A 12,350-nucleotide genomic window follows, 5' to 3' on the forward strand; every position below is an offset into this window, starting at 1 on the left:
GATGTCGTGGCGGGAGTATTTGATGGATTTGCGGTATTAAGCAATTTGACAGGCAGGCAATGGGTCCATTCCGACGAGCATATGAGAATCCAATGGGTTCACGCGCCGCCTGGTCAACCACCCCAATCCACTCCTTTTTTACAAGCAAAAAAGTAAAAAAGGAGAGGAAACGAAATGAAAAATCTATTGAAAAGTGTTGGAGTTGTAACGTTTGGGCTATCAGTTGCGCTTGTTTTGTCGCCTTTGAATGCCGGGGCATCAGAGGAAGGTTTACTAGTTGATGTGAATGTTTTGAGTAAAGAGGATGGCAAGTCATCGGTGCTTGATGTAGAAATACTGGATGTGCCGATTGTCGGTGATATCAACGTAAATATTCCATCTACTTCAGAAATTGAGGCTTCTGAAGCATTGGCTGCTGTGGAAGTAAGTGGCGGCGTAGTGGACGATTTGGATGTTTCAGTTTTGGAGAAAACCGAAACGAAGACGTCTGTGGCGACGGTAGAATTGGAGTCGTCATTAACGAATGATGTGCTGGTTGATGTTGTTTCTGGCGAAAAGACGTCAAGTACATTCGATGGCGGAGTGGTTGAAGTAAATGCGGAAGACCTGCCATTGCTCGGCGAAACGCATGTCGGTGTGTTGGATAAATATGTCGAAGTGGATGAAGACAGGAAGTCGTTATCCACAGGTTTGATTCAAACAGATGTCAATGAAGGGCTACTTGATGAAGTCTCTGTCGACGTGTTGGAGATGGAAAAAGGGGATGACGGGTGGGCAACACGTGGGAGCTCTGCTGTCGTTGATGTTTCCATCGACGATGACGAAGGGATTTTAGATGACTTAGGTGTATCCGTGCTGAAGCGTGAGGAAGCAGAAACGGGGACAAAAGCTTCACTTGTATCCGTTGATTTGGAAACCCCGGTGACAGAGGAATTGAATGTGGACGTAGGTTTGCGCGATAGAACGTCGAATACATTCGACGGCGGCCTTGTCGAATTGAATGTGGAAGACCTGCCATTGCTTGGTGAAACGCATGTCGGCGTGTTGGACAGACATGGCGAAGCGGATGAAGATGGGAAGTCGTTATCCACAGGTTTGATTCAATCAAATCTAGACGGTGGGTTGCTTGAAGATACGTCTATCGGTGTCCTCGTTCGGGAGTTAACAGCCACTGAGGACGGGCAATGGGTGTCGGAAAGCGGCGCAAGCTTGGATCTGGGATTACCGGGAATGGATGCAATTTCCGTGGACGTGTTGAAAAGAGAGCAATTTACTCCAGTTGCGCAGACGGACGTTCCGACGATTGTAGTACCTCCGTCCACGGATGAAGGGAATGACGACGGAACTGGAGAAAATACAGAAAATACACTGGTCCCTGACGTAAATGTCGATTTGCCGACTTCTCCGGAAAGTACTGATGACGCCACAGCAGATGGAAATGAAGAGAATCAAGGAACAACAACGCCGCATGTAAATGCGGGAGATTCCGGAAGCGATGTCGACAATCAGGAGAATGGAACGGCGAATAACGATGCCGGCGGAGACTATGTCGTGAATGAACCGGAACAGGAATCTGCAAAAGGGAATGGCTTGTCCGGTGATCTTAACGCGGATGAAGGATTTCGAACTGGTGAACTTAGCGGGAGCGCCGATACAACCGCTATCTTGGGCACAGGACAATCCGGTAGAATGAACAGCCTCGCCATGAACAATGTGGATCCACGTTCTTCATTGCCAAAAACGGGCGGATTTTGGGACGGTAAACGGCTGGCATTCCTTGCGCTAGTCTTAGTTATAGCAGGTCTAGCCATGATGAGAGTGGGAAAGTCGACTCGTTTGGCAGCATGAAAGTGGTGAATGGCAAATGAAGCGGACGTTAAATTGGCTTGGATTGCTACTCATTATATCCGGCGTCATGCTATCGGTCTGGCTCGTGAATGGAAATGCGAAAAGTGATGGGCGCCAGCAGGAATTGATTGAGGCTTTCCGCTCTATACAGGCTACGGAGGAGACAACTTTGCTGCCTGAGACAGCGGAAAAGGCGGCCGCTTCTGACAGCATAGCCGGAATGGAAGGTATTTTATCGATTCCTGCGATTGACTTGGAAGCACCAGTCCTCTACGGTGCCGATTCGGAAACGCTCAACCAATCCCTCGGTGCCATCGAGAACATGGACCTCCCCGGCGAAATGGACGGAAGCTACGCCATCGCCGGGCACCAGGCCCATATCTTCGGCAAGTATTTCAATCGCCTGCATGAAATCGAAGTCGGCACGAATTTCACATTCCAAACGGCTGACGAAGAATTGGCATTCAAGGTTTTTGAAATTAAAATCGTCAAGCCGCATGAAGTCGAGGTACTGGAGCCGATGGATGGAAAAGCGCTCATGTCCCTCATCACCTGCTACCCTGCGTATTCCAACGAATACAGGCTCGTCGTGCAGGGAGAGAGGGTGGAGTGAGACCTGTTTGGGTGCCTGTGCGGTGAATAATTCAGTTTATTAACTACGATTGTATATTGCGATGAAGGGAAGTCGACCAATACAATATTTGGTTGACTTCCCTTTGTATTTTTATGTCCGGTTATGAATTGTCATAAATGCGCCTTGCACAGGCACCGGTGCAATTAAAAGAGGATTTCCGTAATATACGGCGAAGTAGTCACTATTGTAATACATGATTAGGAAATGGGGGATTAGGATGCAACATATGCTGTTTGCAGATCCGATTAAATTGAATGCAATCCGTTATGGGGAAAAGGAAGCGCTGTCGTACATGGGTAAGAGATTTAGCTATCGCGAATTCAATGAACGCATTAACCGGGTGGCGCACTCGTTGCTTGGGGCAGGGATTGAGAAGGGGGATAAGGTTGCGTTCATGTTGTTGAATTGCAACGAGCTCTTTGAAATCATGTTCGCCTGTGCAAAGATTGGGGCGGTTTTCGTTCCGATTAATTCCAGATTTGTCGGGCCTGAAATTGAGCATGTGCTTAAAAATTCCGAGGCGGTTGCTTTGATCTATGGCTACGAGTTCAATAAGGAAGTTTCTTCTATTAAGGATTGCGTGCAGGATGTGCAGCTGTACGTATCGGTTGGGAGCCATGGGGAAGTGGCGTCCTTCGAATATGAAGATTGGATCGCTCTTCATTCCACAGGGGAACCGCTCATCGAATATGAAATGGGAGAGCACGATACGGTTTGCATCATGTATACAGGAGGGACGACGGGTCATCCGAAGGGGGCGGTGCGCTCGCATCGGAGCATGTATCTTGTCGCGTTGCTGTTTAGCATTGAATTTGGGATTGGACGGAACGGGAAAGGATTGGTTTCCGGTCCGTTGTACGGCGCCGCTGCGCTATCGACTTCCATTCCGAATCTTTTTGTTGGCAATCCTTTGCATATTTTGCCGAAATTTCATCCTGTCGAAGTATTGGAAGCGATTGATAAGGAGAAAACGACGACTTCATTCATGGCTCCGCCTATGTTTGATGCGATTTTTGCTTTGCCAGAGGAAATGCGAAACAAGTATGATGTCAGTTCGATGAAAGGGTTGTTCTCGGTTGGCGCGCCCCTACACTCCAGCACGAAAGAAAAGGTGATGACTTTCTTTAAAGAGGCCGAACTTAATGAGTTTTACGGTGCAACTGAGCATGGAGGATCGACGAATTTATTCCCGGAGTACCAGGAAGTGAAAGATCGCTCCGTCGGCGTACCGATGTTAGGGATGGAAGTGAAGCTTGTCGATGCCGTGGGGAATGAAGTGCCACCGGGACAACCGGGTGAGTTCTTGGTGAAGGGTCTGACCCTTTGCGATGAATATTATAAGAACCCGGAAGCGACAGCCGAAGCGTTCAATGGTGAATGGCTTGGTCTCGGTGATATGGGCGTTCAGGATGAGGACGGATTTTATTCTATCGTCGACCGGAAACAGGATATGATTTTGTCAGGGGCGTTGAACGTCTATCCGGCAGAAATCGAAGGTGTCCTTCACCGTCATCCGAAAATAGCAGACGTTGCGATAATTGGCGTGCCGGATGAAAAATGGGGAGAGGCAGTGAAAGCGATCGTTGTCCTTCGGGAAGGGGAGGAAGCAGACGCAAAGGAGATCATCGACTTTTGTGAAGGCAAACTCGCCGACTATAAAAAACCAAGATCTGTCGATTTTTTGGATGAACTCCCGCGTAGCTTACAAGGTAAACTGTTGAAATATAAGATTCGGGAGATGGTGACAGTGGAAAAATAAACTGAATTGTTTGGATGCCTGTGCGATGAACAATTCAGTTTACTCACTACAATTGTATAATGTAAAAAGGGAAGTCTTCCAGAAATCCTTTCTGATTGACTTCCCTTTGTATTTTAAAACATAAAGCTGAATTGTCATAAATGTTCCTTGCACAGGCACTGACACAATTTAAGTGTACGGATTGAAATGCCAACGTTTATGTTTACCATTCCTTATTCCAAAGCGGTGCGAACCACTTTACGCCTCGCCGATTCATTGGAAAAACCTTCATGTCCGCAATCAGGTGGCTGGCGTACCCGGCTATCCCTGCAATAAGCAAAACGTCAATCTGCCAGTCCTGCTGTAATTGATTCAAAATGAACGCGTAAAAAACGAGCCCGATCAGCGAATGGGTGTAGGATCGGTGTGGCAGGAACGATGCGATGATGATATAGCTCCCGGCTAACATGACGCCGATCGATTGATGCATCACAATTCCTAGCCACATCACCATAAAGCCGGTGAGCGTCAACATTCTTCTTTGTGTAATAAAGCGCGATACGATGAAAAAGAGCAAGCCGATTCCCGCGTATATGAGAATGGAGGGGGTAAAACCTTTCGTGAAATACTGGTATACGATTGCGACGAAAATGCCTGCGCCAACGAGCTGCATCAGCCATTGTGTAACTTTTTTTGAAATAGTGATCCGGTTGCTTGCCAGACCGTTCGTGTCCAAGTCGGGGACAAGTGCTGACACACCGCCAACCAAAGCGGCGATCGCAACTGTATATAGATCAGGATGCACCTGATATCCTGCTATTGTCCCTACGGCGACGCCGATTGCTGCGTGTGAACTTCCTTTCATCTGTATACCTCTCTTGTTGTGTAATCTTCTTATTATCTCTTATTGGGTAGGTGGAAGGCAATGGGCGGATGTTAGCACTTGGTTGTCTTAGTGCGGCTGAATGGAGGACTTACAGAGTGGCTGGCTTAGTAGGTATATTGGTAATAAGGAAGGTATTGAAATCTATATTTGATGAGCTGATAAAATAGTAATAGCTTAGTTGAGAGTTTGTGTTACAATTATTTACAAATAATCGAATATTGGAGTGATACAGATGAGAAGAGTTTTGACGGGATTTATTACATTGTCCATTGCTTTCCTTATGTTCGCAATGCCAATCCACTCAGCTAACGCAGCCCCTGCCAAGTTTAAAAATTGTACAGAGTTGAATAAAACATATCCAGGCGGCGTCGCTAAAAATTCTAAAGTCCAAAATGTTGGTGGGAAAACAAAGTACAAGCCTTTCGTTTCAGCTGAAATCTACAAATTGCACACAAAGATGGACCGCGACAAGGATGGAATTGCATGTGAACGATGAAACCTCACAGCCCCCAAACTGGTGCCTGTACAGCGTATTATTCAGTTTATTCGCTACAATTGTATATTAAAAAATCGGGAAGCCGATCAAATCTCATTTTATTAGCTTCCCTTCTCATTTATATACCGATGGATGAGTTGTCATAAATGCACCGTGCACAGGCACCCACGCAATTTAATGGAAGGTTATCGGGGAGGTGTCGTATTATAGAGTGTAGAAGAGTGCGCATCGGATAAAGAGGGGGAAGTGCGATGAATCTTTACAATTTTGAAGAGCTAGTAAGTTCCACTATCGTCGATCGCGGTTTTGAATATTATGAAGCAGATTTCGTTGCTGATCTTGTACGTCAGGGAAGCGGTAGATACACGGCGGTGGTAAAGGGGGCGGACGTGTATGAGATTGCTGTCCAGCTTGATGAAGAGGGCAATATCCTTTCGTCTTATTGTGATTGTCCATTTACGATGGGTCCAGTTTGTAAACATGAGGTTGCTGTTTACTACGAATTGATTGACAGACTGAAGGATAATGATTTTTCCGAGGAAGCCGGTCAACTGGATGTAAAGGCAGTCCTTGAAAATCTGCCCAAAGAAAAGTTGATTGCTATACTGATTGACTTGGCGGACAATTACCCGGTTTTACATAATGAATTGCTTTTCAACTACTACATCTACGATGATGAGCAGCAGGAAATTGCTCATTGCAAGATGTTGATGGACTCGATTACCAAGAAATATATTGGCAGAGAAGGGTTCATTACATATAAATATGTTGGCGACTTTACGGAAGAATTGTCCTCAGTGCTCCATAAAATAGAAAAATTGAATGATCCTTTGGTATCCTTTGAAATTGCAGAGCTGCTGTTGCGTGAAGGAATGAGAGCCTTTCAATACGCGGATGACTCGAACGGTGATATCGGCGGTTTACTAGATGAAACGATAGCAATGATCCATACGATTGCAGGCGCGACGCTAGATGTAGATGAACAATTCGAGTTGATGGAAAAGCTCATTCATTTATCGAAGTCCGACATATTTGAAGGATGGGATGACTTTCGAATTGACGTGCTCGGCATCTGTTTGGCGTTTGCGGGTAATGAAGAGATGCGTAAGACGTTGATAAATGAATTGGAATCATTGATAAAGAATTCGTCTGCAAATCATTATGGCCAGTATGCAAATGAACAGATCCACAACTTGTTGTATGACATCATTGAAACACATGGCACGACAGAGGAAGCGAGACAGTTTCTACAGGAAAATATAAACTACCCTTCATTTCGGAAGCGGTTGATGCAATATGAAATGGAGGAAGGCAACTATGAAAATGTGTTGTCATTGGCGTCAGAAGGGGAAAGGTTGGACAAGGACTATCTAGGTTTGGTTGCGCGTTGGAAGAAATGGCGCTATAAGGCATATAAACAATTAGAATCTTATGAAGAGCAAATGAAGATCGGACGTGAAATTCTGATAGGCGGGGATTTTGAGTACTATTGGGAGTTGAAGGAGCTTGCCTCAGAGGAGACAGCATTTTATGAAGAAGTGAAGCTGGAATTGGCCGAAAAGAATTTCAGGATGTATGTCCAGCTTATTGAGGCTGAAAACGACGTAGATGCCATACTAGAATATGTACGTGAAAATACTTCATTGATTGAACGATATTTGCAATACTTGATGGTTTCTTATGGTGAAGAGGCGATTCAGTTATTCGGACGTCATGTGAAAGAGAAGGCGGAAAATGCATTTAACCGGAAGCAATACAAGGAAGTGTGCCAAGCATTGAAGCGCTACCGAAAAGTTGCCGGACAAGAAGTGCAAATGAATTTAGCAGAAGAGCTGAAACAAACCTATAAAAACCGTCCCGCTTTTTTAGATGAACTCGGTAAGCTATAGGGATACCTTGGGTTATTGCGGTGCCTGTTCAACACGCAATTCAGATGATTCACTGCAATTGTATATTGGAAAGAGGAGAAGCTGATTAAATCAATATTTCATCGGCTTCCTTTTGCATTTATATACAAAAGTATGAATTGTCATAATTGTACCATGCACAGGCACCCGCACAATTCGTGGGTGCAGTTTTAGCTGCGCGACCATTTCTACAGCCATATTTGTTTGTGGAATTTTACCAGGATGAAGATAATTATTAATATTCATACATATGCTGAACACCCAAACTGTTCGCCGCATAGTCTATAAGGCGAGCTTTTTCACAATGGAGGTATGCGGATGAATTTTAAATCTTTCACCGGCAGGGTAATGGAGATTAATGACTTTTCGGTGCAGCAGAACAATTCGGGATCGGGTTGCTATAAAATATTTATGGTAGCAGATCGGGAAGGTTCAGTCGTTAATTTCATCATCGAGCCGGGCACATATTTTGTCGATCATGTTTTGGTGAGGGTTGGGGATATCGTTACGGGATTTTATGATGCCGATGCGCCTGCCCCTTTTATTTATCCTCCACAATTCCGGGCGATTGTCATGGCAAAAGAGAAATCCGGCCAGTTTGTGAAAGTGGATTTTTTCGACCATCAGTTAGTGAGCAGTGATGGCAGTTTGAAATTGAATATAAATCGAAGCACGCCGATTTTGCTCGAAAATGGACAGTCATTTACGGGCAGGCCGTCAAACCGTGAACTGATTGTCGTGTATAGCAACACTACACGCAGCATTCCCGCACAAACAACGCCACATAAGGTAATCGTGCTCTGTTAATATACATTTCATGTGCCTGTGCAGCAAACTAATAGTTAATTAACTACAATTGCATAAAGTGAAAACGGAAAGCCGGCCTAAGAGTTACAATTGACCGGCTTTCCGTTGTATTGATATGAGTATTTGTGAATTGTCATAAATGTAGGTTGCACAGGCACCCAAGCAAGTGTTAATGGATGTTGCGCTTACTGAAATTACCTCCTCGCACTTCGGCAACTTCATAAACAGCGACAAACGCTGAAGGATCGATTTCAAGGATAATTTCCTTCATCTTACTATCTTCTAGACGGTTGATGATGCATGTGATTTCCTTGAACTGTTCACTGGAATATGCACCTTGGACTATGTTGTACGTCGAACTGCGGCCAAGACGGTCGCGGATAGTTTCCACCATATCCTCTGGCTCGCTTGTAATGATTTTATACATCTTCGAACCGCTTAGTCCTTCTTCTACAATGCTAATCACTTTCGTGGCAATGTAGTAAGCAATTGCGGATAAGAAAGCTCCTTGGAGCCCGAAAACAGTCGAGACAATGGCAAAAACGAATACATTCAAAAATAGGATGAGGTCACTTGTACCGAATGGCATTCTGCGGGAGAGCAAGACGGCCAGCATATCAATTCCGTCAAGCGCACCGCCATTCCGCAACGCTAACCCCATTCCGAAGCCAAGGATAATGCCCCCGACGACTGTAATTAATAGCGTATCACCATGAATAATCGTCGGGACATGGTGCATCAAGCTTGTGCTGATAGCCAGTGTAGCAATCCCTAGAACTGAGTAGAGGGCAAAGCTTTTTCCGATCTGCTTGTAACCTAAAAATACAAAAGGGATATTTAAAAGAGCGATGAGCAGTCCTAATGGAAAACCGAATAATTGTGATCCAACGATACTAAGACCTGTCACGCCTCCATCTGAAACTTGGTTCGGAATGAGCACAGACTCTAATCCGTAAGCCGCTATAATTGCACCGAATATAACTCCAGCGCCGCGACCAATTAATTTCCATATAACTACTTTTTGTTGTGTTTTGGGCATATAAAGTTCCTCTTTTAATCAGTTTAGTTTATTTTACACTTACTTTCCCGAGCTTGTCAGTTCATATCCCTTGAGATAAAATCGGTGCCTGTGCAGCGTACAATTCAGTTTATTAACTACAATTGAATTAAAAAAGATAGCGTGATATGGTCAGAATGGCCTTTGTATGCAATAGTTGTGTATATTGATACAAAAATGAGAGTTTTTAACAACGCAGCTTGCACAGGCGCCAAAACAATTCAGTTTATTCACGGCAATTGAATAGATAGGAAAAGGGAAGTCTGCAAATACAGCATTTAGCAGACCCCCCTTTTGTTTATTTATGCTCCAGATTGAATTGTCATAAATGTGCCATGCATAAGCACCCACAAAATTAGTCAATTGTTTGTTCATAGGTTTTTCGTTTGGAGTAAAGTTTCTCGATCGTTACGTCGATGTTTCGGATCGTATCATCGGCCAGTTCAATTTTCCCGTCTTTGTGAAGTCGCTTCCATTCTTTTACGTTCGTTCGATACAATTGCTCCGATAGACGAAAGATATCGGCATCCATTTTTAACGCTTCCTCGTAGGTTTCGAGAATTTGTTTTTCCATTTCCTCCTTCACCAGTTTTTCAATTTCTTCAGGTGTTACCGAATCGGTAATGATATCGACAGTGCCGTCGACGTAAACGTTAATGTCGAACTTAGCTGTTCCGTTTATAATGACAGGTTTGACTTTCACTTTTACGTTCTCTATGACAAGAGAGAGATGATTTTCGCTTTCCGTTTGAATTGTGATTTCCGTTCTCACAGTATCATTCAACATCCATCTGATCCCTCTTGCTTTATCTCCTTCGATGAACCCTTTAAAGCCATTCGGCGTAACGAGTCCTGCACCGGCCAAATAGGGAGCTTTTATCGTTTCATTAATGGATTTCCAATTGTCTTTAATCGTAATAAGTGGAATCAAAGCTTCATGGTTGGGTTCGTTTACTTGAATCAGCAATTCACGGATATTGGTGGGTTTAATGAATGACTCTTGTTTGTAGGAGTTTTCTGGGTCTCCTAACTTTGACAACGTAATGGCTTTGTTGATGACGGGCCTCAATAATAGAATTTCTTCAACCGGATCTTTTGTTGCGTATAACCATATTTGATAGCGTGTTTCCCTGTAACGGATAAAAAGATCGATGACCGGACTTAATTTCGTTTCTTTCAATGCTTCCTCTGAAAAGACCAAGTAGGATAAATGCCCCCAAAAAACTTTTTGATCGACAGTATGATACAACTGGAAAACTGCTTCATCCAATGTTCTTCCGGAAGCATGACCGACCTCGGCTTGTATCGTTTCATTATTTGTGGGTTGCTCAGATTTTGCCGTATTTGCAAAATTAATAATTTGGGCGTATAGCTCGTATTGACCGTTTTTATAATCGATGCCGATCCCATTGATATACAGCATCATTTCAGGTTCATTATTGTCCCAACAACTAGATAAGGGGAATATCGCTAGTATGACTACCATGAAGCCAATCAATTTTTTATTCATCCTTATCCACCTTCTTCATACGTGTTTGGTCTGACGGGTTCAACATATTGGGCCGTGTTTTGTAAAAATCCTGGGGCAGTCGGAAGATAGATTCCATGATCGTCTTAAAGCTTAAGTCAGTCGAAATGTTCATATACGGAACGCCGAAAGTCCTTATATTTGATAAGTAGACAAGCGTAACGAACACAGACATAAGAAGGCCGAACAAGCCTAAAAGCGCGGTGAGGAAGATGAAGGCGATGCGTAAAACACTTACCGCGTTCACAAGTGATTGGTTGACTAATGTAAATGTAGCAATTGTTGAAATGGCGATAACGACAATCATCGCAGGACTTGTAATACCTGCACGAATGGCGGCATCTCCTATGATTAAACCGCCGACAACGCCGATCGTTCCACCTAACGCAGTCGGCAGGCGCAAACCGGCTTCCCGAAACAATTCGAACATGAGCAGCATGAGCAGCATTTCCATGGCCGACGGGAGCGGAAGCCCTGTATTCGCTTGTACAACTGTTGCCAATAATTGTACCGGGAGCTGATTCTGGTGATAGGTCGTCAAAGCAAGCCAAAATGCTGGCAATGTCAAGCCGAAAGATAACCCGAAGATGCGCATTAAACGTTGGATGGAGCCATAGATGACGGGTGTTTCATTATCCTCTCCGGTCTTTATAAGCAAAAACAGATTGACTGGCAAAACGACGCCGTATGCAGCCCCGTCAACTAATATTAGGAATCGGCCTCTTACAAGCGATTGAACGGCATTATCCGGGCGTCCAGTGTAATCAATCCTCGGGAAAAGTTTGGAGCTTTTATTCATAAGTTCCATGAGAAGTGTAGGACTGATCACAATGTCGATATCTACTTTCTGTATCTGTTTCCTTAAACTGTGCAGAATCTCTTTATCCGCGATGTCATCAAAATATAAAAGGGCGACAGTTGTTTTGGAGCGTCTCCCCAATTCGAATTTTTCCACACATAAGGAGTTTGTCGGCAGTCTTTTCCGCATTAAGGCGATATTGACAGAGACGTCTTCGATGAAATTGTCCCGAGGACCTTTGACAGGCACTTCCAATCGCGTTTCCTCTGGATTGCGATTCGGTTTTTTTGCGATATTGCTTGTGAAGAGAAGTCCGGAATCCTCAAAGTATAAGAGGACATGCCCTGTATAAACGAGGGGAATAATTTTTTCCAAGTCATGTCCTGCTAGCAAATCTGGAATTTGCAATTTCGATTCGATCATTGTTTCGGTTGGTTTATTCTTCAAGTTGCTGACGAAATGATTAACACGTGGCACAATGACTTCTTGTAATAATTGTTGGTCGATCATCGCTTCACATGTAATGAAGAGAACTGAGTGGCCATTGAATGTGTAATTTTGAAAATGAATATCTGCCGACTTCTGAAATAATTGCCGTAAGGATGTGCTGTCCATTTCGTTATGAGACGATTGCATTGCGCTCACCATCT

At 44.1% G+C, this 12,350-nt stretch carries 10 protein-coding genes; 6 read left to right on the forward strand and 4 right to left on the reverse strand.

Annotation, left to right across the window (positions count from 1 at the left end):
* Nucleotides 1-174 precede the first annotated feature (174 nt).
* The 3 genes from AWV70_RS12525 to AWV70_RS12535 all read left to right on the forward strand — a co-directional run bounded on the left by AWV70_RS12525 (nucleotide 175) and on the right by AWV70_RS12535 (nucleotide 4,241).
* Nucleotides 175-1,848, forward strand: a complete 1,674-nt coding sequence (locus AWV70_RS12525) for a hypothetical protein (RefSeq protein WP_060207554.1) — start codon at nucleotides 175-177, stop codon at nucleotides 1,846-1,848.
* A 16-nt stretch (nucleotides 1,849-1,864) separates the two neighbouring features.
* Nucleotides 1,865-2,461 (forward strand): class D sortase, encoded by a 597-nt coding sequence (locus AWV70_RS12530; RefSeq protein ID WP_060207556.1) that lies wholly within the window; start codon nucleotides 1,865-1,867, stop codon nucleotides 2,459-2,461.
* Nucleotides 2,462-2,699: 238 nt separating this feature from the next.
* Nucleotides 2,700-4,241 carry a class I adenylate-forming enzyme family protein gene (locus tag AWV70_RS12535; RefSeq protein WP_060207558.1) on the forward strand — a complete coding sequence of 514 codons (1,542 nt, stop codon included), beginning with the start codon at nucleotides 2,700-2,702 and terminating at the stop codon, nucleotides 4,239-4,241.
* 202 nt (nucleotides 4,242-4,443) lie between these two features.
* Here AWV70_RS12535 and AWV70_RS12540 read toward each other — a convergent pair whose 3' ends face one another.
* Complete coding sequence (locus AWV70_RS12540) at nucleotides 4,444-5,085, reverse strand: metal-dependent hydrolase (protein WP_060207560.1); 642 nt, start codon at nucleotides 5,083-5,085, stop codon at nucleotides 4,444-4,446.
* A gap of 253 nt (nucleotides 5,086-5,338) precedes the next feature.
* Between AWV70_RS12540 and AWV70_RS12545 the strand changes: the two genes are divergently transcribed.
* The 3 genes from AWV70_RS12545 (at nucleotide 5,339) to AWV70_RS12555 (ending at nucleotide 8,316) form a co-directional block, all read left to right on the forward strand.
* Entirely contained in the window at nucleotides 5,339-5,602 is a 264-nt protein-coding gene (locus AWV70_RS12545; protein ID WP_060207562.1) for an excalibur calcium-binding domain-containing protein, read from the forward strand.
* A gap of 251 nt (nucleotides 5,603-5,853) precedes the next feature.
* Entirely contained in the window at nucleotides 5,854-7,491 is a 1,638-nt protein-coding gene (locus AWV70_RS12550; protein ID WP_060207564.1) for an SWIM zinc finger family protein, read from the forward strand.
* 336 nt (nucleotides 7,492-7,827) lie between these two features.
* The gene (locus AWV70_RS12555; protein ID WP_060207566.1) at nucleotides 7,828-8,316 is read left to right on the forward strand and encodes a hypothetical protein; all 489 of its coding nucleotides are present in this window, start codon (nucleotides 7,828-7,830) and stop codon (nucleotides 8,314-8,316) included.
* Nucleotides 8,317-8,485: 169 nt separating this feature from the next.
* Here AWV70_RS12555 and AWV70_RS12560 read toward each other — a convergent pair whose 3' ends face one another.
* The 3 genes from AWV70_RS12560 to AWV70_RS12570 all read right to left on the reverse strand — a co-directional run bounded on the left by AWV70_RS12560 (nucleotide 8,486) and on the right by AWV70_RS12570 (nucleotide 12,336).
* The gene (locus tag AWV70_RS12560) at nucleotides 8,486-9,355 is read right to left on the reverse strand and encodes a YitT family protein (protein WP_060207568.1); all 870 of its coding nucleotides are present in this window, start codon (nucleotides 9,353-9,355) and stop codon (nucleotides 8,486-8,488) included.
* 373 nt (nucleotides 9,356-9,728) lie between these two features.
* Entirely contained in the window at nucleotides 9,729-10,883 is a 1,155-nt protein-coding gene (locus tag AWV70_RS12565; protein WP_060207570.1) for a Ger(x)C family spore germination protein, read from the reverse strand.
* Entirely contained in the window at nucleotides 10,876-12,336 is a 1,461-nt protein-coding gene (locus AWV70_RS12570; protein ID WP_082713605.1) for a spore germination protein, read from the reverse strand. Before AWV70_RS12570 ends, AWV70_RS12565 begins: the two co-directional genes overlap by 8 nt.
* Nucleotides 12,337-12,350: the final 14 nt, after the last annotated feature.

The sequence above is a fragment of the Sporosarcina koreensis genome (assembly GCF_001531445.1).
Taxonomy (GTDB): Bacteria; Bacillota; Bacilli; order Bacillales_A; family Planococcaceae; genus Sporosarcina; species Sporosarcina koreensis_C.

Bases quoted from the DNA above. Each gene is read 5' to 3' on its own strand.
- AWV70_RS12525 (WP_060207554.1), top strand. From the start codon at position 175: ATGAAAAATCTATTGAAAAGTGTTGGAGTTGTAACGTTTGGGCTATCA.
- AWV70_RS12530 (WP_060207556.1), top strand. From the start codon at position 1,865: ATGAAGCGGACGTTAAATTGGCTTGGATTGCTACTCATTATATCCGGC.
- AWV70_RS12535 (WP_060207558.1), top strand. From the start codon at position 2,700: ATGCAACATATGCTGTTTGCAGATCCGATTAAATTGAATGCAATCCGT.
- AWV70_RS12540 (WP_060207560.1), bottom strand. From the start codon at position 5,085: ATGAAAGGAAGTTCACACGCAGCAATCGGCGTCGCCGTAGGGACAATA.
- AWV70_RS12545 (WP_060207562.1), top strand. From the start codon at position 5,339: ATGAGAAGAGTTTTGACGGGATTTATTACATTGTCCATTGCTTTCCTT.
- AWV70_RS12550 (WP_060207564.1), top strand. From the start codon at position 5,854: ATGAATCTTTACAATTTTGAAGAGCTAGTAAGTTCCACTATCGTCGAT.
- AWV70_RS12555 (WP_060207566.1), top strand. From the start codon at position 7,828: ATGAATTTTAAATCTTTCACCGGCAGGGTAATGGAGATTAATGACTTT.
- AWV70_RS12560 (WP_060207568.1), bottom strand. From the start codon at position 9,355: ATGCCCAAAACACAACAAAAAGTAGTTATATGGAAATTAATTGGTCGC.
- AWV70_RS12565 (WP_060207570.1), bottom strand. From the start codon at position 10,883: ATGAATAAAAAATTGATTGGCTTCATGGTAGTCATACTAGCGATATTC.
- AWV70_RS12570 (WP_082713605.1), bottom strand. From the start codon at position 12,336: ATGCAATCGTCTCATAACGAAATGGACAGCACATCCTTACGGCAATTA.